The following is a 20,490-nucleotide window of genomic DNA, read 5'->3' on the forward strand; positions in this document are numbered from 1 at the left end:
AGGGAAGACATCACACCGGAGCATAGTGTGCGTTTTCCTTAATACCTCTCGGAAATGGCCGTTCATCCTGGTGTCATCGACCCGTGGATGCCAGAAAGGGATTATGTTGTAATCAGCGCCGTTCACGGCGATATCAGTTGTCCACGGGCGGGGTGCGGGCCGCTCTGCCGTACCCCGGCGACCTGGTGTCCGGGCACAGCCTGGTGGCGGCCACGTGCCGCAGCAGCACTGTCAGCCGATGACGCCGCTCATGAGCGGGCCTCTGATGGTCGCCGGGGGCAGCACGACGCCGGTCAACCGGGCCGCGAGGAGAAGCGCTCCGGACACCGGCGACGGCGCTTCAGCACCGGATCGGGGTACGTCATCGGGGTCGAGGCCGACCTCCCTCATCAGGTCGTTGAGCCGATCGGGATCACTTCCGTGCCGCCATTCCGGGATCTTGGGGTTGAAGTACGTGACCAGTTCCCCGTCCACCGCGTAGACGAAGGCGTCGGATGCGTAGTCGTGCCGTAGCACCACCACGGCGACGGTCCCGGCCGAAAGTGCGTGGGCTTTGTCGGCTTCCGTGCAGGTCCACCCGCTCTCCTCGAAGAGCACGGTCCAGTCGCCCACTCGCCCCGCGAGCACCGTCTCGGGAAAGAGGCCATCGTCTGTCAACTCGTCATAGGTGAGCGGCCGGATGCTCTCCTGGTCGGCACCCAGTCGGACAAGCGCCTCCACCTCGCTGACACCACGCACGAAGGTCAGGCACCACAGGTCGCCCAGCTCGTCGTCTTCGGCAAGCCAGGCAACATCGGCGCAGGTGAACGCCATCCGCAACACCTCATCTGTTGATCATCGTGCCGTCAGCGTGCCATTGAGGGGCGAACAAGAGGGCCGGGCAGGGGGTGAGGCGTGATCTACGGCTCACCGATGCCGGGCCGAGGCAGGTCCCGGTCCGTGATGCCGTCTGCCCCCTATCGTGCTGGATGAGCAACTCGACTGCGGCTGCCGTGCTCACGGCCACCGATCTGGCCGAGGCGATACGTGCGGTGCGCACCTTGTTGGGCACCTCGAGTGGTGGGCGTCGGCGGGCAGTTAGCACGGCTCGTCGGAGGCGGTCAACTCCCAGGACCTTCACCAGCCAGGTGTGGTGGATTGTGGTGCTTTACCCATTTGTAGGCGTTTTGTAAGTTGGCTTGTTTGGCAGGGTACGGGGGTGGTTCGGAGCGGAACGGAGCTTTAGGGTGAAGATCGACCGCTGGTAGTCCCACATAGCGAGGGAGTGTTATGACCGCGGCTGCAACGCCCGACATCCTCTCGGATGAGTTTGCCTTAGACCCCTACCGCGCCTATCGCCAGATGCGCAACGATGAGCCGCTCATCCGGCAGGAGCAGGGTGTACCGGGCTACATCATCTCCCGATACGAGGATGTCCAACGTGCGTTCAATGACGACACGTTCACCACGGCGAACTACGACTGGCAGCTCGAGCCTGTCCACGGGCGCACGTTCTTGCAAATGAGCGGGCGCGAGCATCAGGTGCGGCGGGCGCTGGTGGCGCCGGCGTTCCGCGGCAGGGAACTGCAGGAAAAGTTCCTGCCTGTGATCGAGCGCAACTGCCGTGAGCTCATCGACACGTTCAGGCACGCCGGCGAGGCAGACCTCGTAGCACAGTTCGCCACGAGGTTCCCGATCAACGTCATCGTGGACATGCTCGGTCTGGACAAAGCAGATCACGCGCGGTTCCACTCCTGGTACACCGCCATCATCGCCTTCCTCGGCAACCTGAGCCAGGACCCGGAGGTGACGGAACGAGGGCTGCGTACACGCGAGGAGTTCGCCGCCTACATGATCCCCATCATCCAGCGCCGCCGCGATCACCCCGGCGACGATCTGCTCTCCACACTCTGCCAGGCAGAGATCGAAGGCACCCGGATGAGCGACGAGGACATCAAGGCGTTCTGCAGCCTGCTCCTCACCGCGGGAGGGGAAACGACCGACAAGGCCATCGCGGCTATGTTCGCGAACCTGATCGACCATCCCGACCAGCTTGAGGCAGTCCGTCAAGACCGGAGCCTGATCGCGCGGGCGTTCGCCGAGACCCTGCGTTTCACGCCCCCCGTGCACATGATCATGCGGCAGCCGTCCGAGGACGTGAAGCTGAGCGGCGGTGTCGTCCCCGCAGGTAGCACCGTCATCTGCCTGATCGGTGCCGCCAACCGCGACGAGCGGAAATACACCAACCCTGACTCCTTCGACATCTTCCGCCCCGAGCTGAAGGAGACGACGGCGTCCACAGCTGCCGCTGGACACCTGGCATTCGCGCTGGGCAGGCATTTCTGCGTCGGCGCGCTTCTGGCCAAGACCGAGGTCGAGGTGGCGACCAACCAGCTCCTGGACGCCATGCCGGATGTACGGCTGGCTGAGGGCTTCCGCCCGCAGGAGAAGGGTGTGTTCACCCGCGGGCCCGCCTCACTCAAGGTGCGTTTCACTCCTGTCGGGTGACGGCCGGGTGGGCGGCCGCCCGGCAGGGCGCAGGCGGCGGCGCTAGCGGCCGGCTTGGTGGGGTGGAAGCGTGGGCGTGAACACCACTGGCAGGGTGAACAAGCCACGCATCCACACCGAGGGCCGCCACTGCAGGTCGTCCGGCGGCGCGGCCAGCGTGACATCGGGGAGCCGGTCGATCAGAACCTCGACGGCCGTCTTGGCAATGGTCTCCGCGAGTTCGGGTGCCGGCCATGGGCATCCGTGCTCGCCGTGACCGAAGGACATGTGGGCGCGGTTGTTCCCGGAATCGCTGTGGGAGTGCGGCAGGACTTGGGGGTCGGTGTTGGCCGCGGCCAGTCCCAGGACGAGCAGGTCGCCCTTGCGGATGGTTCGGCCGCCGAGCTGGCAGTCCTGCACGGCCCAACGTCCGATGAAGTTCTGCGTGGGGGTGTCCTTCCACAGGACCTCGTTCAGCGCCTGAGCGGCGCTGCTGCGTCCGCCCTGCAACGTGACGGAGAACTCGTCGTCGACGAGCATCAGCCGCAGAGTGTTGCCGATCCAGTTGCCCGTGGGAGCCTGGGCTGCCGCCATCATCACCAGGAGGTCGATGACGACTTCGTCGTCGGTGAGCTGTGCGGGGTGGGCCAGCATCCGGGAGGGGACGTCGCGGCCGGGGTGCGCGTGCTTGTCGGCCACGAGTTGCTGCATTCTGGCGTGCACTCGCTGATGTGCTTGGGCGGCGTTGTCGTCGCTGTCGAGCGAATCGAAGACGTCTTGCACGAGCGCGGGGACGTCGGCGTCCGGTAGGCCGAACAGCCGGGCGATGACCCGGGCCGGGATCTGGTAGGCGTACTCGGTGATCAAGTCGGCGGTGCCGTTGCCGACGAATCCGTCGATCAGCCGGTCAGCGACCTTCGCGCAGGTGGCGATCAGCTCAGTGCGATTGACCTCGTGTAAAGCGTCGCCGATGGCCCCCGCCCGTCGATGGTGTTCGGCACCTTCGGCGAACATGACCGACGGGGTCCAGCCAACGTACGGGATGAGCGGCCAGTCGCCAGGGATCTGGTCATAGATGTTCCAGCGCCGGCAGTCTCGGGCGAACCACTGCGGATTGTTCGTGATGTGGTGGACTTCTCGATATCCCAGGACGAACCAGGCAGGCATGTCTCCGTCGAGCAGAATGGGGACGACCGGTCCCCGTTGCCGCATCTGCTGATACAGAGCGGCTGGATCCTCGGCGATCTGAGGTCCGTAGAAGCGGACTGCGTCGGTGTGGTCCGGATAGTGCGCCGCCTCCCGGGTGATGGCGAGGGCGGACTCGGTGGCGGAGGAACGTTCGGTCACAGGGTTCTCTTTCCGGATGAGGCAGAGTGCACGCTGATGAGGTACCGGACCAGTGCGATCAGCACGCTCTTGCAGGACTCACGATCCCGGGCGTCGCAGTCGAGCATGGGCACCTCCGGCGCGAGGTCCAGCGCATCGCGGATGCGGTCGAGCGCGGGTCCGGGGTCGGAGTCGAAGCGATTGACCCCGACGACGAATGGAGTGCCGTGGTGCTCAAGCCGGTCGATGGAGTACCACGACTCTTGCAAGCGGCGGGTGTCGACCAGGACGACCGCCCCCAGGCTGCCGCTGAACAGCTGATTCCACAGGAACCAGAACCGTTCCTGCCCCGGCGCTCCGAACAGGTAGAGCACACGTTGCTCGTCAAGCGTGATGCGGCCGAAGTCGAAGGCCACCGTGGTGGTGCGCTTGTTGAGCACGCGGCTGACGTCATCGATTCCTGCTGAGGCCTGCGTCATGTACTCTTCGGTGCTCAGCGGCCGGATCTCGCTGACGGCACCGACCATGGTCGTCTTGCCCACCCCGAAGCCGCCCACGATGACGATCTTTAGCGCCTGGCTCGCAGTCGGCAGCAGCGGGTGAACGTCCGCCGGTTGGTCAAAGGTTGCGGAGGCCATTGAGTACCTGTTCAAGAACTTCAAGATCAGGGGCAGATGATGGTGCGGACACCGGATGGCGGGCCGTGATGTGGCCGCGGTCCAGCAGTTCGCACAGCAGGATTTTGATCGCGGTGACGGGCAGGCGCAGTTGAGCGGAGATCTCCACCACAGACATCGGCCGCCGGGTCAGCTGCAGAATCCTTGCATGTTCGGACTGCTGTCCCGGTTGAGGGTCGCATTCGGCGACGATGAGGGTGACCGTGTCGAACGCCTTTTCGTCGGCGCGTGTGCGCCCGCCGGTGATGGTGTAGAACCGGTCGGGGTTGTCCTGGTGTATGAGCCGCTTGCCGGGCTGCGGACTGCTCTGGCGGGGAGCCGGATGAGCCCGGGGATCGTCCCGGCCCGGGGGCTGATGTCCGCTCATGGGCGGCTGCCGTGATCCGCGGAATGACGGGGAGCCGCGGTGAGGAACCCTCCGATCTGCTCCACCAGTTCGTTCATCTTGTGTGCGACGATCCCCACGTCGGCGCCTTCCTCGGCGATGACCGCCAGGTGCGCACCCTCGCCGGCCGGGACCATCAGCAGCATCCCACCACCGAACTCCACCATGGCCTGTCCCGACCCGCTGGCATCCCCGAACGCGGCCGAGGCGGCCAACGCGAGGGCCTGAATGCCGGCGGTGGTGGCAGCGAGGTGGTCGGCGTGGTCGGTATGCAGACCGGAGGTGCCGCACATCGCCAGTCCGTCCCGGGAGGCCACCAACACGTGCATGACGCCCGGGGTGTTGTCCCGGAGGTTCTCCAACAGCCACCCGAGCTGGTTTCTCATGGAATCTGTGGCGCTCATCGCAGCGACGGGGCCTCATGTGCACCCGGCGAAGCCGGCTGCCTTGGCCCCTTGCCTCCCATCGGCGATCGGTATTGGTGCGGGTTGTGTGACGCGGCCGCGTACGACCGTGAGGGGCAGGACGTCTCGCTAGTCGTCCTCGCGCGACTGCGGGGGCGGCGGTGGTGATGAGGGTTCAGGCCGAGCGCTCCCACGCGCGAAGGCGGCCAGGCGGCGCGCGGCGGCGCCACTGTCCGATGCGGGCCTGGTGGTGGCCGGAGTGGAGGCGGCAGGCGCGGCTGCCCTGAGGGTCTCCCCTCGAGGACGTCTGGGTAGTTCGCCGTCAGCGGTGGGCGGTATCTGATGCCGGGGAGCAGGTGGTGAGAAATCGGTGAGGGCTCTCGAAGACTCCTGTCCGGTCAGTGGTTCCTCCGTATGCGGATACACGATCATCTGCCGGGGGATCAGCGTCACGACGCCGACGCCGCCGCGGGAGGACGGCCGGAAGTTGACTCCAAGCCCATACTTGCCGGCCAATCTGCCTACCACGGCCAGGCCCAGGCGGGTCCCGGACAGCGTGGCCAGATCCATCGGCTGGCTTACCAGGTCCTCGGCAATGCGCCGTTCGCGGGAGCGCATGCCCAAGCCGCTGTCTTCGATCGTGATGACGATGCCCGCGTCCTCTTCTTCCACGTAGACGTGGACACTCGTACTGGGAGGGGAGAACGAGGTCGCGTTGTCGATCAGTTCGGCCAGAACGTGAATCACGCCCTCAGCGGCGTACCCTTCAACCGCTGCGGTGCTGGTGGAGTGCGTTTCGACGCGGCGATAGGCGGCGATGCGGCCGATCGCCCCCCTCAGGACGCTTTCCATCCCGATCGGCTTGGGCCAGCGGCGCCCGGTGCGCCCTCCGGCCAGCACCGCGATGTTGTCCGCCAGCCGGCCCAGGCGAGTGATCTGGTGGTCTAGTTCGAGCAGGTCCGCGAAGATGTCGGGCTGCTTGCCGTACTGGTGCTCCCGCTCCTGGATGTAGGCCAGTGTTTCCGTCACATCAGCCTGGATGCGGGCCGCGACGCTGGCGCACGCTACCATCGCCGCCGCTCCTTGGCGGTTCGCGGCTTCCAGCTCGCGTGCGATTCCGACCCACAAGTGCTGCACGGCCGGCTGGCTGAGTCGCTTCACTTCGGTCAGCGTGATCTCTGCCGCGCCGTCGCCCACTCGCATCTGCTGGACCAGGGCGGGAAGCTGCTCATCGGCCAGCTTTCCGAGCTCATCCTGCATGGCGGAGCAGGCGGCCAAGGCGCTCGCCCGCGTGCTTCTCTCCCGGTCCAGCACCTGCCCGAGCGCGTGCAGGAGTCGCTTGGCCTCCGGGTGGGACGGCCGCTGCTGCTTGGCCAGCACATCGGGCACCGTACTGGTCTGGCGTCGCCAGAGCTCCGGCAGCGTGCCCTCGGTCAGGCTGCGGATATCCCTCTCAAGGAGCCCTGCCGCTGCCTCGATGCGGTGACTGCGCTCGCGCCAACGACCGGCGGTCGCGGCGAAATACGCCGCGACCGCGACTGCTCCCGATGCAATGGCGAAGACCACTATGCCGCCTGGCATCACGAGTGTTCTTTCCACCGGAGAGATCTGGGCCAGGGCCCATGCGCCGGCCCCGCACAAGATGAACGCCGTGACGGCGAAGGAACCTAACGCTCGCTTCAACGGTGACAGCTGAAGCCTCGGCCGGCTTGGGACGTGTGCTGACATCGATCAGGTCCTCATGGCGAGTTGACGGCCCGGCACCGCAGGCGCATTCACCTACTGATGCGGTAGATGGCAAGCAAAGTACAAAAGCGAACGTGTGACGCAACGGTCCGCATGGGATCAAGTACAAACCGTAGCACCACCTCAAATATTAGGGGGTCTGCACACATCATTCACAAGCGATCGCCTGTGCCCAGACAGCAGTCAGCCAACCCTTCGGTAGCCATTCCGGCATATCGGATTATCGCGACATCGAGCAATACTGCTTGACATATAACTTATGGACCGAGCAAATGTGTCAGTTTGGGGTGTGCGGCATTTCCTCGCACTGGTAGGGCGTAGTACTCCTCAGCTGCCATGGCGCGAGGACTGGAGCCGGACTGGGAGATGCCGGGGGCTCAAGGTTCGCCCATCGCGCAGATGATCACGACGTGCCTTGTCATCATCGGGCGAGTCACGGGCGAGGAAATAAGCGCCGAATGGCTGCGAACTCCACATACGCGTTATGTCATCCCGCGGCCCGCCGGATGTGGCTGCACAGCGACGCCGAGTGGTGCGAATGGCGGTACGGCGAGGCGCTCAATGGCGCCGTTCTCGCCGAGCTGCGCCTCATGAGCCCCGATGAGGGAGGGCGCACGAGACCCGTGCCCTGCCGCGCGGAATGTGGCGCCCGGAACGGAGCTGCCGCACAGTGACCGGCGATAAAGAGCCTCACCCCGAGCGTCGATCTCTCCTACGCCGGCGTCTTTCTCCTGGAAAGCCAAGGGGAAGTCGACTACGTGACAGCCTCATGGGCGGGGTGGCGAGACGAGACGCTCGATCCCGTTCGGCGCAGCCACTTCGTCGGCGCGCCGTCGCGCAGATCCGGCCTCATGTCGCAGACTGCCGGCTCGAGAACGTTCCCATCGCCGTCTGATGCCCGGGTCTCTCATCGCAGGAACGGGATGGAGACGGGGTAGTCGTACGGGGTGCCGCGGGTGGCGGTGGTGGTGGCGAGGATGCGGAAGACGATCGCCGCTATCCAGATCACCAGGGCGAGCGGGATGGCGAGCAGGGCGCCGAGCCCTCCGGTGGTGTAGACGACCATGACGAGGACGGCGGCCGTGATGAGCTCCGTGAAGGCGAAGTTGAGCGACTGGCGGGCGTGGCGCCGGACGAAGGGATCCGTGCCGCTGGGGCCGTTCAGGATGACCAGGGGTGGGATCCAGAGCAGGAGCGAGCTGATGCCGCAGGTGAGCAGGCCGCCGACGTCGAGGAGCAGGGCGCCGAGGTGGGTCCACATGGCCGTGCTGCGGGCTTGCGCGGAGGGCGATGCCGTGGCTTGGCCGGAGGGGGATGGAGTGGTCCAGGGCTCCGGTCTCGTCCACCACGACCAGTAGGGCGGTGGCGCGGGCCAGTCCGGCTCGGGGCCGCTCCACACCGCCGTGGGGACCCAGCCCGGAGGCGGGGTCGGCCATCCCGGTGGCGGGTTGAAGGACCACTCAGAGGACGGTCGCGGGGGGATGCGCAAGGGGTCCACCGATCGGGGGGAAGCGGGACGGGATCCGTCCGTTGCGGGACGCAATCCGCCAATTATGCACAGGCCGATATGGGGGTCATGACGCGCCGAACATCAGATGCGGTGGTCGAGGCGGGATTGGGCGAGTTCGCGGAAGGCGGCGATCAGAGCCCACTGCTTCAGGACGAGGGTACGTCCGGCAGCAGGGTGAAGGACGGGACGTGGCGCGGGCGGATCTGCGAGAAGTCGTGATGGTCGAGGGTGGCGATGTGGGTGACCGACAGCCGTTCGGCGATGGCGACGACGGACGCGTCCGCCGAGTCGAGACCCTTGTGGAGCTGGACGAGCTCGGCCATCCGGTGGACGTCCTGCGGGATCAGGTTGACCAGCTCGAACTCGTCGGTCACCTGGTCGAGGAACTCCGCGTGGACGGACGCGCCCAGCTGCCGGTTGATGATCCAGCCGGCCTCGATCAGCACCGTGGACGGGAGCAGCAGCGGTCCGTCGAGCGTTCGCAGCAGCCGGACGCACGACACGTGATGCTCGTCGTCGCGATCGACCACCGCGATCAACGGTCCTGTATCAAGAAGAACAGCAGTCACACCGACCGATTGAACCGCTCCGCCAGCAGATCTTCGACCCGTTCGGAAAGATGGCCGTCACCGGACGCCCCGATGCCCGAAATGGACAGGCGGCGGCGTACGGGCCCGTCGTGCGGGAGGCCGGCCAACTCGGTCTCGGCCCACCGCAGGAGGCGGCGGGCCTGGGCGGGCGACAGCCGATCGACCAGGCGGTGCAGCTCCTCGTGCGCGGCGCTCATGGTCGGCCAGTGTACGACCGTGCTCTCCCGGCTGTACGACGCCGAAGCACGTTCGCCGGCGGTATGCCGCTGCTGCCCGGGTTCGGGCCGCTCGCCGTGTGGCTGCTGGATCATCCGCACGGCCGCCCGGCGGCGGGCGACCTGGTCGGTCGCCGGCCGCCGCCCGTCCGTAGAGGGTCACTCCTGCAGGACCGACAGGACGTTCCCCGCCGGGTCGGTGAACCACGCGATCGGTGGGCCGTCGCCGCGGGCGATGCCCTTCTCGTCCTGGGCGAAGCCCTCGTAACGCTCGAAGCGCACCCCGCACGCCGTCAGCTCGTCCACGGCCCGGTCGATGTCGTCGACGGGGAAGTTGAGCACCGTGAACGTGGCCGGCACGTGGGCGTCGCCCTTCGGGTAGACGAGGACGTCGGCGCCGCCGCCGAGGTGGAGCGTGAGCATCCCGTGCTCCTCCGAGACGCGCAGGCCGAGTGTCTTGCCGTAGAACGCGGTCGCAGCCGCGACGTCGTCGACCGAGAACCCGCTGAACGCTTTCGTCGTCGCGAACATCGTCTACATCTCCTTCAGGTGTTCCTCGCTGAGCTGGATGATCTGCACGTAGTTGCCGTCCGGGTCGATCGCGGTGGCGAACAGGCTGCCGTCGCGGTCTTCCAGCTCGGCCAGCCACGAGACGCCCGCGCGTTCCATGCGCGCGGCGACGGCCCGGGCGTCGTCCACGTTGAAGTTCACGATCATCCTGCCGGGTTCGGGGTTCTTGTCCCCGATGTCGGCGCGCGTGTCGATGAACAGGAAGACCTCCCCGAATTTCAGCACGCCGTAACCGCCGACGTCGGTGTTCTGCTCCGGGTCGAGGGCGGTGACGTACCAGGCGCGCAGCCGCTCGGGGTCGGTGCTGGACAGCAGCAGGCCGCCGAGGACGGGTCGGGTCATGGCGATATTCCTTTCTCTCGTTCGATGTGCAGACCACGCCGCCGTCCGGAACTCATCGAAAAGAGCGCGACCAGCACGTACGGCAGGGTCAGCAGCGCGAACGTCACCCCGTGCGAGGCGTACGGCGAGGCCGCCCCGTAGGCCGCGTACACGCCGAGCGTCACCACGTTGCCGCCGATCCCGGCCAGTGACGTTACGGTGGCCCGCGCCGAGCCGGTGATCCGCTCCTGAAGCCGCGCGTCGGCGAGGATCCCGGCGAGCTGGAACCCGCCGAACGCCACGGCGATCAGGACGAACCCGGCAGGATGCCCGCTGAGCGCCCCCGCCGTCATGGCCGCCGCCGCGAGCGCGAGCATCAGGCCGTACGCGCGCGGCGGCATGCGCTGGGCGGCGTCTCCCAGCAGGCCGCCCGCCGTGGCGCCGAGCCAGACCAGCAGGATCACCAGCGGGACGGCGGTCTTGGCCACGCCCGCCTCGACCGCCAGGTAGGGCACGTACTCCTCCAGCGCCCCCCAGATCGCCGTCACGAACGCCACCAGCAGCACCGCGTGCAGCACCCGGCGGTCGGCGCGGGCCAGCGTGACGCCCTCCTTGAGCACCGCCAGGTAGCGGCCCTCGTCGGCGGCGCCGCGCGAGCGGTGCTCGGGAAGCGTCAGCGCCGTGCAGGCGCACGCCACGCACGCCAGGACACTCGCCACGCCCACGACCGGGTACCCGCCGGCCGCCATGACGGGGGTGGCCAGGGCGATCGCCGCCGCGTTCGCGACGAGGCCGAGCGAGGTCGCCCGGCCCATGACACCCGCGTACCGGTGGGCCTGGCCGCGCCGTTCGAGCTCCTCGTAGGAGAGGGCCTCGTACGCGCCCGAGACCAGGGCGCCCTCGGCGCCCCACAACACGAACCCCAGGGCGAAGGCCCAGTAGGACGGGAACAGGATCCACAGCGCGAAGCCGAGACCGGCCAGCAGCGGGCCCAGGAACAGCAGCAGGCGGCGGGAGACCGCGTCGGCCCACGCGCCCGACGGGACCTCCAGGACCATGCCGGTCACGGACCAGATGACGAACAGGGACGAGGTCTGCGCGACCGAGAGCCCGGTGTCGGTGAACAGCAGGGTGTACACCGGGTAGAGCAGGACGAACTCACTGAGGAACGCATAAGCGTAAAGCGACGCGACAAGCATGAGGCCTTCCAGGGCTGGACGAGTGGGGACTCCGAGTGCGCGTCGCCTCGGAGGCCCGCGCGCCCCGCGCCGGCCCCTGGTTATGCATCAATGTCGCCAGGTCATACCGACGAGTCTAAAGCCTGATGTCCCCCATGCGCGCGCGGAAAGGACGGCGTTCCAGCGCCTCCGCCGCCGCCGTCAGCACCTGCGCCAGCGGCACGGGCAGCTCCGCGTCCAGCTCGCGCACCGCGCGTTCGGTGGCCGCCCACTCGGCCTCGATGAGCGGCAGCGCCGCCTCCGCCTTGGCGGTGAGGCGGACGATGCGGTGGCGGGCGTCGGAGCCCTTCTCCAGGATGACGAACTCGCTGCGGCGCATCTGGACCACGGTCTGGCTGGCCGCCGAATGGGTCACGCCGATGGCCCGAGCGAGGTCGCCGATCGACATCGGGCCGTGCGCCACCAGCGTGCGGACCACGGGTGAGAAGCGGGGCCGGTATTCCGGCAGGCCGTGCTCGGCGTAGACCTCGGCGATGGCGCCGTCCATGAGCTCGTGGACGTGGCGCATGAACGTCCCCAGTCCGATCATGAGGTCAATTTAGTCGGCCGCCTCGGCTACGCTGCCGGACGTGGCACTGGCGGTCTGTGTGGTGGTCCGATATCGCAAGGCGGTGACGTACGGCGTCCATGCGCTGCTCGCCGCCCTCGACACGGCGGGGGTCGAGCACGAGCTGCGCCTCGGCACCACCGCCGAGGAGACCGCCGACCACATCCTCGCCACCGGCGCCGACCGCGTGCTGGTGCTCTGGTCGTTCTACTCGCCCGACGCCGAGGCCATGGCCGCCGAGCTGGCCGCGGTCAGCGAGCTGAGCGGCGGGCGCGGTCTGCACATCGCGGGCGGCGTGCACGCCACCGCCGAGCCCCAGCAGGTCCTCGACTCCGGCTGGGATCTCGCCGGCATCGGCGAGGGGGAGTCGACGATCGTCTCCCTCGTCCGCGCGCTGCAGCAGGACGAGCCGCTCACCACGGTGCCGGGCCTGGCGATCAAGGACGCCGACGGCGTCGCCCTGCGCACGCGTCCGGCGCCGCAGCTGCCGCTCGACGCCTTCCCGTCGTTCGCCGGCCGCAGCGGGCCGATCGAGATCACCCGCGGCTGCCGCTACACGTGCCGCTTCTGCCAGACGCCGTTCATGTTCGGCGGGCAGTTCCGCCACCGGTCGGTGGCCAGCGTCCGCGCCCACGTGCGCGAGCTGGTGGGAAGGGGGCTGCGCGACGTGCGCTTCATCACCCCGACCTCGCTCTCGTACGGCTCGCCCGGGCCCGACCCCGACCTCGGCAAGGTGGAGGAGCTGCTGGCGGGCGTCAAGGAGGAGCTGCCGCCGCACGGCCGCGTCTTCTTCGGCAGTTTCCCCTCCGAGGTGCGCCCCGAGCACGTCACGCCCGAGGCGATGCGGCTGCTCAAACGGTACGTCGCCAACGACAACCTGATCATCGGCGCCCAGTCGGGCTCCGACCGGGTGCTGGCCGCCTCGGGGCGCGGCCACGACACCTCTCCGGTACGCGACGCCGTCAGGATCGCCGTCGAGCACGGCTTCCGGCCCAACGTCGACTTCATCTTCGGCATGCCGGGCGAGTCGCAGGACGACCAGGCGCAGTCGCTCCAGCTGGCCGGCGACCTGGCCGAGCTGGGGGCGCGCATCCACACCCACACGTTCATGCCGCTGCCCGGCACGCCGTGGCGCGACGCCGAGCCCGCGTTCATCCCGCTGGCGACCATGAGCGAGCTCGACCGGCTGGCCCAGCGCGGCGACGCGTACGGACACTGGCGCAAGCAGGCCGAGCACGCCGCCCGCCTGGCCGAGACGGCGAAGGCCTACCCGCGCCGGGCCCGGCGCCGGCGCACCACCGGTTAGAGCCGCCGGTCGTCGTCGCGTTCGAACGACTCGATCACGCGTTCCACGGCGTCACCCACGGGGCGCAACGCCTGCGAGAACGCGTTGACCAGCGGACCGAAGATCTCGCTCACCTCGGTCAGGATGGTGGGGCTCTTGTTCTCCGGAGGCGCCCAGCGCATGGCGTCTGCGCTCAGTGTCTCCCACTCGTCGACGACGCCGTCGATGGCGTCGAGCACGTGATCTGGATCGCTTGGCATGACCGTTCTCCGTGGAAGTCAGCCGTGGAGTCCTCCGTGGACGGAGGGGTCGATACCTCCACGGTACTTCAGGCGGGGACGGAGACGCCTATGCCGCCCCGGGTGGTGGCGCCGTACCGCTGCTTGTCGGCGTCCAGGTCGAGCGGGCGGACGCGGGTGCGGCCGGCGATGATCTCGTCGGTCAGCAGCGCGGCGGGCACCAGCCACGACACCTCGAACTCCAGCCCGTCGGGGTCGCGCGCGTAGAGTGCCTTGGTCGTGCTGTGGTCGGAGGCGCCGACGAGGGCGTCCAGCTCGGTGAGCTTGGCGGCCACGCGCTCCAGCTCCGCCAGGGTGTCGACCTCCCACGCCAGGTGGTAGAGGCCGACGGAGGTGCGGCCGGCCGGCGAGGGGTCAGCGTCCTCGCCGATCTGGAACAGGCCCAGGTCGTGGTCGTTCGTCGAGCCGGAGGCCTGGAGGAACGCCGCGCCCTTCATGCCCATGACGACCTCGAAGCCGAGCGCCTCGCGGTAAAAGGCGACGCTGCGCTCCACGTCGCGGACGTAAAGGACCGCGTGGTTGAGTCGCTGGACAGGCATGGTTGCCCCTTTCGACGGAATCCCCGGACTCAACTATATGAGCGTTCAAATACTTCGCCGTGACCGGTTACCGGTTTTGCCCGGTGGCATGGAACACGCGGGAGCCGAAGCGGTGAAAGTGTCGCCCGCAGGCCGTAGCGTTCTGCCGGTACCCGACCAAGGAGAGAGGCCGATGCACGACACCGATGAGGCTCTGTTCAGGGCGGTCCACGGCATCGCCGGCCGGTTCGCCGGTCAGCCCGTGCCTGTGGTGATGGAGGCGTTGCAACGCCAGCTGCCCAAGGCTCCCGGCCTCGAGGTGACGGAGATCCGCAAGATCGCCGAGGAGATCAGCGTGGGGCGCGATCCTTCGGGCTTGTGAACCTCTGATCGTCAGGGGAGCATCGAGGCGTGCCCCACCCTCCCCTGACGATCGCTGTCCCTGCCGGATGACGTTGTCGGGGGGACACATGTTCATCTGCCGTACGTCATCCTGATCCGGCGGTTTCAGGCGGAGTCGATCGGGTCGTGTTGTCGGTGGGCCATCGAGACCCGATCCGGGGATGGACCGTCAGGCTCGTCACTGGGCCGGGATCCGCTGCAGGGTCTCCCCTCTTGCGCCGGTGACGAGGAGCCTTCGCACGTCGGCTCCCGAGGGATACTCCACGGCCCACAGTCCGAGCCCCGCTCCGACACTTCGTGTGAGGTTCCCTGGAAGCTTCCCCCCGTCCTTGGTGACAGCCGTCACCCCGTGAACATCGTCCTTGGCCACGCCGAACCAGACGTCTGTACCGCGAAGCCTGCCCTGCGTGCGGGCGAACTCGCCGGCGGTGAGTGGAGGAAATCCGGCGCAGGAGCTACCGTTCGGCCCGCTCTCGCACAGCATGAGCTCGTTCTTGCGGGGCGCTTCGCTCAGCCACATGACGAGCGGTGGCACGGAGGCGATCTTTCCCTTGGGGGGATACTCCTTCTTCAGCTCCGCGAATCCCTTGTAGGTGGGCCGTGGCGTGGCTGTGGCGGACGGCGCGGCTGTGGCGGACGGCGCGGCGGGCACAGCGACGGCGAGGCCGTCTCGCTGCCCCGGCCACGGGCGCATCGCCACGGCAACGGTGACGGCCGCGACCGTCACCGCCGCCGTGATCCCGGCGACGGCCGCACGATGACGTCTGCGCATGGCGCGTCCCGCCGCGATGGCACGGTTCACGTCCACCCCGGTAGGCGGTTGCTCCTCGCGCGCCAGCGAGTCGAACACCTGCTTGGCATCCATCAGCATTCCTCCGCACGTGCTAGACGGGATTCCGGCTCGCCGAGCAGCGCGCGCAGAGTGGCGAGGCCGCGGGCGGTCTGGCTCTTGACGGTTCCTGTGGAGCAGCCCAGCGCGTGGGCGGTCTGCTCCACGCTCAGATCGCAATGGAAGCGCAGCACGAGGGTGGCGCGCTGGCGCGGAGGGACGGCGGTGAGGGCCCGGTGGATGTCCATGGCCATGTCCCGATCGCCGCTTTCGAGCGTCTGGTGGGATGTCGCGGACGAGAGCCGGACCCGCGAGAACCACCCCCTTCGCTGTTCGGCGAGGAAGACCCGGATCAGAATCACCCGTACGTAGGCGTCGAGGTCGTCGGCCACCCGCGCTTGGCGCCATTTGACGTAGAGCCGCGTTATCGCTGTCTGTACCAGGTCGTCCGCGCGGTGCCAGTCCTGGCACAACGAGTAAGCGATCTTCCGCAACCAGGACAGCCGGCCTCTCACATAGGCGGTGTACTCCTCATCAAGGCTCATGGGACTCCCAGATAGATGGCTTCACACCAGAGGAGATGCCGCCGGCCCGGACGCGGGTTGCATGGAACGGGGCCGGCCACGGAGTTTCCTCTCCGGAGGACGCCGTACCACCAAGATCGGCATCGACAGCGTGATCAACTCAACCGGAACACCGACAGCTCCACTGCAACGGACAATCGCCCGCATCCGGTCCCGCGGGGCTGTGGGGACGTGTCGGGCGCGGATACCATTTCTGGCATTCCATCCGGCTGGTGCTGGGCCACTTGTTAGGAGTACGTCCGTGACGCTTGTCGCTGGGGTCGATTCCTCCACGCAGAGTTGCAAGGTCGTCATTCGGGAAGCGGAGACGGGCGCGCTGGTGCGGCAGGGCCGTGCCCCACACCCCGACGGCACCGAAGTCCACCCGTCCCACTGGTGGACGGCGCTGCTGCGGGCCTTCGAGGAGGCGGGCGGGCTCGACGGCGTGGCGGCCGTGAGCGTGGCCGGCCAGCAGCACGGCATGGTGTGCCTCGACGAGTCCGGCGAGGTCGTCCGCGAGGCTCTGCTGTGGAACGACACCCGCTCCGCCAAGGCCGCCGACGACCTGGTCGCGGAGCTGGGCGGTCGGCAGATGTGGGCCGACGCGGTCGGCTCGGTGCCGGTGGCCTCGTTCACGGTGACGAAGCTGCGCTGGCTGGCCGAGCACGAGCCCGGCAACGCGCGGCGCACGGCGGCGGTGTGCCTGCCGCACGACTGGCTCACGTGGCGGCTGATGGGCGCGCTGGCCTCCGGGATCCCGTTCGGGGTCGAGGCGTGGCTGGACGCGCCGCGGCCGCCGCTCGACCAGTTGGTGACCGACCGGGGTGACGCCTCCGGCACGGGCTACTGGTCGCCCGCGACAGGGGCGTACCGTACGGACCTGCTCAAGGTCGCGTTCGGGACGGTGCCGCTGCTGCCCCGGGTGCTCGGGCCGGCCGAGGAGGCGGTCGCGGCGGTGGCCGGGGGATCGGGCGCGGTGCTGGTCGCGCCGGGCACGGGTGACAACATGGCCGCCGCACTCGGCGTGGGCGCGCGCCCGGGCGACGTGGTGGTGTCGCTGGGCACGTCGGGCACGGCGTTCGCGGTCGCGCCGTCGCCGAGCGCCGACGCGACGGGCGCGGTGGCGGGGTTCGCCGACGCGACGGGGCGGTTCCTGCCGCTGGTGGCCACGCTCAACGCGGCCCGCGTCCTCGACGCCGCCGCGCGGATCGCCGGGGTCGGGCTCGGCGAGCTGAGCGACCTGGCGCTGCAGGCGCCTCCCGGGGCCGGCGGGCTCACGCTGGTGCCGTATCTGGAGGGGGAGCGCACCCCCAACCGGCCGACCGCGACGGGCTCGCTCCACGGGCTCACGCTGGCCACCTCGACCCCGGCCCACCTGGCGCGGGCGGCCGTCGAAGGCATGCTGTGCGGCCTGGCCGACGGGCTCGACGCCCTGAAGCTGACGCCGGAACGGGTGCTGCTGATCGGCGGCGCGGCCCGCTCGGAGGCCGTGCGGCGCATCGCCCCGACGATCTTCGGCGTCTCGATCATGGTGCCGCCGCCTGCCGAGTACGTCGCCAACGGTGCCGCCTTCCAGGCCGCCACGCTGGTGACGACGCCGGAGTGGCGCTCGGAGGAGACGGAGACGTACGAGGGCGAGGCGCTGCCGGAGATCCGCGCCCGCTACGCCCGCGCCACCCAGAACATCCTCGACTGACCGTGCCCGCTCGTCGGGCCCGGCGGCAGATCAACCGCCGGAGCCCGCTGCGGCCACGCGTCGGCCACGGGCCAGGCGGGCAGGCGGGCGGCGACTGCCTGTCCGTCGTGGAGCTCCAGACGCTGCGTCCAGGGTGGTGAGGCACCGGTGCAGGGTGCCTTCGTGTGTGGGCGCCCATCGTCCTGGACGGACCCGTTGAGCCGCAGCAGGCGGGCGCTGAACGGTCGCCTGCGTTCGCGCCGGATGCTGAGCGCCTCGTCGAGCGAGGGGTGTGCCTCGCGGTCCCATGCGATGCCGTCCCAGCCGGGCGCCTCGTCCCATGGCAGGTCCCACCGGTGCCACGCCCGCCGCTCCAGGACGGCCCACGCCGTACGGAACCCGTCGGCGTCGTCGGGGCGCATTTTCGCGCGCTCGGGCATGCGACGGTCGAGCTCGGCCTCGACAAGTGGCCGATTCACGGTCGAGGTATGCCGTTGGGGGGACGGGAGGCGGTTGGGGCGCTTGGCGAGCCGGGATGGGCGTCGTCGGCAGGGGTGCGGTCGGTCCACTGGGCGAGGAGGCGGAGGGCGTGCTCTGAGGGGCTGCCTGGTTCGGTGTCGTAGACGAACAGTGTCTGGTCGGGGTCGTCGGCTGGGGTGAGGGCCTGGTAGGTGATGGTGAGATAGCCGACGAGGGGATGGTGGTAGTCCTTGCTGCCGGTGGTGCGCTGGTGGACCTTGTTGTCGGCCCAGTAGCGGCGGAACTCCTCGCTGTGGATCGACAGGTCTCCGATGAGGGCGCCGAGAGCGGGGTCGTCGGGGTGGCGGCCGGCGTCACGGCGGAGCATGGCGGCCGTGTCGGCGGCGACGGCGGGCCAGTTCCCGTAGAGATCGCGGGCGTGGGGGTCGAGGAAGACGAAGCGCGCCTGGTTGCGCTCGGCGGCGGGCAGGGCGCGGAAGTCGGTGATGAGACGTCCGGCGAGCCGGTTGTGGGCCAGGACGTCGAGGCGGCAGCCGAGAACGAAGGCGGGCCGGCACGCTGCTTCCAGGGTGTCGAGCAGCCGCCAGGTGGCGGGGTGGACCCGTTGCGGGCGCGGGCGCCGTCTGCGCTGGGCGGGCATCGGGCGCGCGAGGGTGTGCAGGTGCTCGCGTTCGGCGTCGTCGAGGTGGAGGGCGGTGGCCAGCGCGTCGAGCACCTCGGGTGAGGCGCTGCGGCTGCGGCCCTGTTCCAGGCGGGTGTAGTAGTCGACGCTCACCCCGGCCAGCCTGGCCAGCTCCTCGCGCCGCAGTCCGGACACGCGGCGCCGTCCCAGCAGGGGCTCGTCCAGTCCGGCCTCGTGCGGGCTGAGCCGGGCGCGGGCCGAGCGCAGGAACGCCGCCAGCGGGCTGTTGGTGTGGTCACGATCCATACCACCCAGTCTCGCTTCTTCTCGGGGGGCGACGGTTCGTGAGGGTGGCCCAGTTCTTCCCCCGATCGTTTGGGCCCTTTTGAGGCCCTTCTTCGCTGTTCAGCGCTGGTTCAGTGGAAATCGGGCCGGGAGGCGGTACATGCCCCGCGACCAAGATCCGGTCCTTCTTCTCATCAGTACGAAGGAGCATTCACATGTCCACGTGGTTCATCACCGGCGCCTCCCGCGGCCTCGGCCTGCAGATCGCTCGCGCCGCCGTGGCGGGCGGTGACGCCGTGGTGGCGGCGGTCCGTGACCCGGACGGTCTGCCGGCGGACCTCCGGCAGTCCGGCCGGGTGCTCGGAGTCGCCCTCGACGTCACCCGCGACGAGGACGTCCACCGAGCCGTCGAGGCGGCCGTCCGGCGTTTCGGCACCATCGATGTCCTGGTCAACAACGCGGGCCGGGGTCTGCTCGGCGCGCTGGAGGAGATCACGGACGCCGAGGCGCGTGCCCTGTTCGACCTCAACGTCTTCGGGCTGATCAACCTCACCCGCGCCGTCCTGCCGGTGATGCGCGCGGCGGGCCGCGGCAAGATCGTCAACATCGGGTCCCGCTCCGGGTTCGAGGGCGAACCCGGGGTGAGCATGTACGCGGCCACGAAGTCCGCCGTCGCCGGCATCAGCGAAGCGCTGTCGGCTGAGCTGGCGCCGTTCGGGATTCAGTGCATGGTCGTCGAGCCCGGCGTCTTCCGCACGGACTTCCTCGACACCAGTTCGCTGTCGATCGCCTCCCAGCGCATCGACGCCTACGACGGCACTCCCGCCCACGACACCTTGGACTGGGCCGGCGAGGCCAACCACGCCCAGCTCGGCGACCCGGTGAAGGGCGCCGCGCTGATCTACGAGGTCACCTGTCAGGACAAGCTGCCGGGGCACCTGGCGCTGGGCCGCGACGCCGTCGAACGCCGGCAGGTCACGATCGCCCAGCTCCTGCACGACCTGGCCGCCTGGCAGGGCAAGTCCGTCGCCACCGCATGCGACGACGCCCGCTGAGCCCTCGACCACCGACGAGAGGAAATCGCATCTCATGACGTCCTTCCTCGCCGGCCGGCTGGTTCCAGTCCAGGGTGATGCTCATGGCGTGCTCCTCGGATGAGTCGGTTGTGCCGCCTCTGATCGACTTCAGGGGCGGCTCAGCTTCGCCCCGCGCCGGGAAACAGGAACAGGCCGCCATATTCCCAGGAGGCGGGCAGCCACGATCCGACACCGCGCGCCAGAACCCCGAAGGCGGTCATGGGGGCGCCGTCGCGGCGGGGCGGCGGTGAGGCCGGTGAGCGTCTCCCTGGAAGGTCGGTCAGCCGCGTCGGTGGGTGGTGCCCACCGGGCTCCGCCGTAAAGGAAGGACGCCGGCGAGGGGGAGAGGTCCGTGCGGTGCCGCAGGTGAGCGGGAGAGTCCATAAGGGAAGCCGCGGGGGGCGGGAGAGTTCGTAAGGGAAGCCGCAGGAGAGAGAGTCAGGGTTCGGTCAGGGATCGGT

Annotated in this window: 24 protein-coding genes; 5 read left to right on the forward strand and 19 right to left on the reverse strand. The window is 68.9% G+C overall.

The window, feature by feature from the left end:
* Nucleotides 1-231 precede the first annotated feature (231 nt).
* Nucleotides 232-813 (reverse strand): DUF6461 domain-containing protein, encoded by a 582-nt coding sequence (locus tag E1286_RS22830; RefSeq protein WP_132615476.1) that lies wholly within the window; start codon nt 811-813, stop codon nt 232-234.
* 456 nt (nt 814-1,269) lie between these two features.
* Here E1286_RS22830 and E1286_RS22835 point away from each other — a divergent pair, with 456 nt between their 5' ends.
* Nucleotides 1,270-2,487 (forward strand): cytochrome P450, encoded by a 1,218-nt coding sequence (locus tag E1286_RS22835; protein WP_132615477.1) that lies wholly within the window; start codon nt 1,270-1,272, stop codon nt 2,485-2,487.
* A gap of 42 nt (nt 2,488-2,529) precedes the next feature.
* On the opposite strand, the gene E1286_RS22840 is transcribed toward E1286_RS22835, so the two are convergent.
* From E1286_RS22840 to E1286_RS22895, 12 genes are all read right to left on the reverse strand, one after another.
* The gene (locus E1286_RS22840; protein WP_132615499.1) at nt 2,530-3,774 is read right to left on the reverse strand and encodes a cytochrome P450; all 1,245 of its coding nucleotides are present in this window, start codon (nt 3,772-3,774) and stop codon (nt 2,530-2,532) included.
* Nucleotides 3,775-3,809: 35 nt separating this feature from the next.
* A complete protein-coding gene (locus tag E1286_RS22845; RefSeq protein WP_132615478.1) occupies nt 3,810-4,430 on the reverse strand; it encodes a GTP-binding protein in 621 nt (206 codons plus the stop codon).
* Entirely contained in the window at nt 4,411-4,836 is a 426-nt protein-coding gene (locus tag E1286_RS22850; protein ID WP_132615479.1) for a DUF742 domain-containing protein, read from the reverse strand. Before E1286_RS22850 ends, E1286_RS22845 begins: the two co-directional genes overlap by 20 nt.
* Nucleotides 4,833-5,240, reverse strand: a complete 408-nt coding sequence (locus tag E1286_RS22855) for a roadblock/LC7 domain-containing protein (RefSeq protein WP_342776248.1) — start codon at nt 5,238-5,240, stop codon at nt 4,833-4,835. The genes E1286_RS22850 and E1286_RS22855 overlap by 4 nt, the downstream gene beginning before the upstream one ends.
* A 147-nt stretch (nt 5,241-5,387) precedes the next feature.
* Nucleotides 5,388-6,941: a sensor histidine kinase gene (locus E1286_RS22860; RefSeq protein ID WP_165969861.1), complete on the reverse strand. Its 1,554-nt coding sequence runs from the start codon at nt 6,939-6,941 to the stop codon at nt 5,388-5,390.
* Between the two features lie 970 nt (nt 6,942-7,911).
* Nucleotides 7,912-8,502, reverse strand: coding sequence for a DUF4870 domain-containing protein (locus tag E1286_RS52340; protein ID WP_484213915.1), 591 nt, complete (start codon nt 8,500-8,502; stop codon nt 7,912-7,914).
* A gap of 158 nt (nt 8,503-8,660) precedes the next feature.
* Entirely contained in the window at nt 8,661-9,083 is a 423-nt protein-coding gene (locus E1286_RS22870) for a type II toxin-antitoxin system VapC family toxin (protein WP_132615483.1), read from the reverse strand.
* Complete coding sequence (locus tag E1286_RS22875) at nt 9,080-9,301, reverse strand: hypothetical protein (protein WP_111184914.1); 222 nt, start codon at nt 9,299-9,301, stop codon at nt 9,080-9,082. Before E1286_RS22875 ends, E1286_RS22870 begins: the two co-directional genes overlap by 4 nt.
* A 177-nt stretch (nt 9,302-9,478) precedes the next feature.
* A complete protein-coding gene (locus tag E1286_RS22880) occupies nt 9,479-9,850 on the reverse strand; it encodes a VOC family protein (RefSeq protein ID WP_132615484.1) in 372 nt (123 codons plus the stop codon).
* A gap of 3 nt (nt 9,851-9,853) precedes the next feature.
* Nucleotides 9,854-10,231 (reverse strand): VOC family protein, encoded by a 378-nt coding sequence (locus E1286_RS22885; protein ID WP_132615485.1) that lies wholly within the window; start codon nt 10,229-10,231, stop codon nt 9,854-9,856.
* Nucleotides 10,228-11,409: an MFS transporter gene (locus E1286_RS22890; RefSeq protein ID WP_132615486.1), complete on the reverse strand. Its 1,182-nt coding sequence runs from the start codon at nt 11,407-11,409 to the stop codon at nt 10,228-10,230. The genes E1286_RS22885 and E1286_RS22890 overlap by 4 nt, the downstream gene beginning before the upstream one ends.
* Nucleotides 11,410-11,524: 115 nt before the next feature.
* Nucleotides 11,525-11,977, reverse strand: coding sequence for a MarR family winged helix-turn-helix transcriptional regulator (locus tag E1286_RS22895; protein WP_132615487.1), 453 nt, complete (start codon nt 11,975-11,977; stop codon nt 11,525-11,527).
* A 40-nt stretch (nt 11,978-12,017) separates the two neighbouring features.
* On the opposite strand from E1286_RS22895, the gene E1286_RS22900 reads away from it, so the two are divergent.
* Nucleotides 12,018-13,301 carry a TIGR04013 family B12-binding domain/radical SAM domain-containing protein gene (locus E1286_RS22900; protein WP_246075052.1) on the forward strand — a complete coding sequence of 428 codons (1,284 nt, stop codon included), beginning with the start codon at nt 12,018-12,020 and terminating at the stop codon, nt 13,299-13,301.
* Here E1286_RS22900 and E1286_RS22905 read toward each other — a convergent pair.
* Complete coding sequence (locus E1286_RS22905; RefSeq protein ID WP_132615489.1) at nt 13,298-13,540, reverse strand: hypothetical protein; 243 nt, start codon at nt 13,538-13,540, stop codon at nt 13,298-13,300. The genes E1286_RS22900 and E1286_RS22905 overlap by 4 nt on opposite strands.
* Nucleotides 13,541-13,608: 68 nt before the next feature.
* On the reverse strand, nt 13,609-14,118 hold the full coding sequence (locus E1286_RS22910) for a VOC family protein (RefSeq protein ID WP_132615490.1): 510 nt from the start codon (nt 14,116-14,118) through the stop codon (nt 13,609-13,611).
* 172 nt (nt 14,119-14,290) lie between these two features.
* On the opposite strand from E1286_RS22910, the gene E1286_RS22915 reads away from it, so the two are divergent.
* Nucleotides 14,291-14,479 (forward strand): hypothetical protein, encoded by a 189-nt coding sequence (locus E1286_RS22915; protein ID WP_132615491.1) that lies wholly within the window; start codon nt 14,291-14,293, stop codon nt 14,477-14,479.
* A gap of 198 nt (nt 14,480-14,677) precedes the next feature.
* On the opposite strand, the gene E1286_RS22920 is transcribed toward E1286_RS22915, so the two are convergent.
* Nucleotides 14,678-15,364 carry a hypothetical protein gene (locus E1286_RS22920; RefSeq protein ID WP_132615492.1) on the reverse strand — a complete coding sequence of 229 codons (687 nt, stop codon included), beginning with the start codon at nt 15,362-15,364 and terminating at the stop codon, nt 14,678-14,680.
* On the reverse strand, nt 15,364-15,873 hold the full coding sequence (locus tag E1286_RS22925; RefSeq protein ID WP_132615493.1) for a SigE family RNA polymerase sigma factor: 510 nt from the start codon (nt 15,871-15,873) through the stop codon (nt 15,364-15,366). The genes E1286_RS22920 and E1286_RS22925 overlap by 1 nt, the downstream gene beginning before the upstream one ends.
* Nucleotides 15,874-16,153: 280 nt before the next feature.
* Here E1286_RS22925 and E1286_RS22930 point away from each other — a divergent pair, with 280 nt between their 5' ends.
* The gene (locus E1286_RS22930; RefSeq protein WP_132615494.1) at nt 16,154-17,587 is read left to right on the forward strand and encodes a xylulokinase; all 1,434 of its coding nucleotides are present in this window, start codon (nt 16,154-16,156) and stop codon (nt 17,585-17,587) included.
* Here E1286_RS22930 and E1286_RS49355 read toward each other — a convergent pair.
* Nucleotides 17,554-18,045, reverse strand: coding sequence for a hypothetical protein (locus E1286_RS49355; protein WP_223190276.1), 492 nt, complete (start codon nt 18,043-18,045; stop codon nt 17,554-17,556). The two genes, E1286_RS22930 and E1286_RS49355, sit on opposite strands and share 34 nt — an antisense overlap.
* A complete protein-coding gene (locus E1286_RS22940; RefSeq protein WP_132615495.1) occupies nt 18,042-18,974 on the reverse strand; it encodes a helix-turn-helix transcriptional regulator in 933 nt (310 codons plus the stop codon). The genes E1286_RS49355 and E1286_RS22940 overlap by 4 nt, the downstream gene beginning before the upstream one ends.
* Nucleotides 18,975-19,168: 194 nt before the next feature.
* On the opposite strand from E1286_RS22940, the gene E1286_RS22945 reads away from it, so the two are divergent.
* Nucleotides 19,169-20,008 (forward strand): SDR family oxidoreductase, encoded by an 840-nt coding sequence (locus E1286_RS22945; protein WP_132615496.1) that lies wholly within the window; start codon nt 19,169-19,171, stop codon nt 20,006-20,008.
* The last annotated feature ends 482 nt before the right edge of the window (nt 20,009-20,490 follow it).

It is taken from the genome of Nonomuraea terrae (assembly GCF_004348995.1).
In the GTDB taxonomy this organism is placed as follows: domain Bacteria; phylum Actinomycetota; class Actinomycetes; order Streptosporangiales; family Streptosporangiaceae; genus Nonomuraea; species Nonomuraea terrae.

What these genes read in the sequence shown, in the direction of transcription:
- E1286_RS22905 (WP_132615489.1), bottom strand. Translation starts at nt 13,540, where the DNA reads ATGCCAAGCGATCCAGATCACGTGCTCGACGCCATCGACGGCGTCGTC.
- E1286_RS22945 (WP_132615496.1), top strand. Translation starts at nt 19,169, where the DNA reads ATGTCCACGTGGTTCATCACCGGCGCCTCCCGCGGCCTCGGCCTGCAG.
- E1286_RS22910 (WP_132615490.1), bottom strand. Translation starts at nt 14,118, where the DNA reads ATGCCTGTCCAGCGACTCAACCACGCGGTCCTTTACGTCCGCGACGTG.
- E1286_RS22890 (WP_132615486.1), bottom strand. Translation starts at nt 11,409, where the DNA reads ATGCTTGTCGCGTCGCTTTACGCTTATGCGTTCCTCAGTGAGTTCGTC.
- E1286_RS22845 (WP_132615478.1), bottom strand. Translation starts at nt 4,430, where the DNA reads ATGGCCTCCGCAACCTTTGACCAACCGGCGGACGTTCACCCGCTGCTG.
- E1286_RS22920 (WP_132615492.1), bottom strand. Translation starts at nt 15,364, where the DNA reads ATGGATGCCAAGCAGGTGTTCGACTCGCTGGCGCGCGAGGAGCAACCG.
- E1286_RS22885 (WP_132615485.1), bottom strand. Translation starts at nt 10,231, where the DNA reads ATGACCCGACCCGTCCTCGGCGGCCTGCTGCTGTCCAGCACCGACCCC.
- E1286_RS22830 (WP_132615476.1), bottom strand. Translation starts at nt 813, where the DNA reads ATGGCGTTCACCTGCGCCGATGTTGCCTGGCTTGCCGAAGACGACGAG.
- E1286_RS22855 (WP_342776248.1), bottom strand. Translation starts at nt 5,240, where the DNA reads ATGAGAAACCAGCTCGGGTGGCTGTTGGAGAACCTCCGGGACAACACC.
- E1286_RS22850 (WP_132615479.1), bottom strand. Translation starts at nt 4,836, where the DNA reads ATGAGCGGACATCAGCCCCCGGGCCGGGACGATCCCCGGGCTCATCCG.
- E1286_RS22895 (WP_132615487.1), bottom strand. Translation starts at nt 11,977, where the DNA reads ATGATCGGACTGGGGACGTTCATGCGCCACGTCCACGAGCTCATGGAC.
- E1286_RS22835 (WP_132615477.1), top strand. Translation starts at nt 1,270, where the DNA reads ATGACCGCGGCTGCAACGCCCGACATCCTCTCGGATGAGTTTGCCTTA.
- E1286_RS22925 (WP_132615493.1), bottom strand. Translation starts at nt 15,873, where the DNA reads ATGAGCCTTGATGAGGAGTACACCGCCTATGTGAGAGGCCGGCTGTCC.
- E1286_RS22940 (WP_132615495.1), bottom strand. Translation starts at nt 18,974, where the DNA reads ATGGATCGTGACCACACCAACAGCCCGCTGGCGGCGTTCCTGCGCTCG.
- E1286_RS22915 (WP_132615491.1), top strand. Translation starts at nt 14,291, where the DNA reads ATGCACGACACCGATGAGGCTCTGTTCAGGGCGGTCCACGGCATCGCC.
- E1286_RS22875 (WP_111184914.1), bottom strand. Translation starts at nt 9,301, where the DNA reads ATGAGCGCCGCGCACGAGGAGCTGCACCGCCTGGTCGATCGGCTGTCG.
- E1286_RS22880 (WP_132615484.1), bottom strand. Translation starts at nt 9,850, where the DNA reads ATGTTCGCGACGACGAAAGCGTTCAGCGGGTTCTCGGTCGACGACGTC.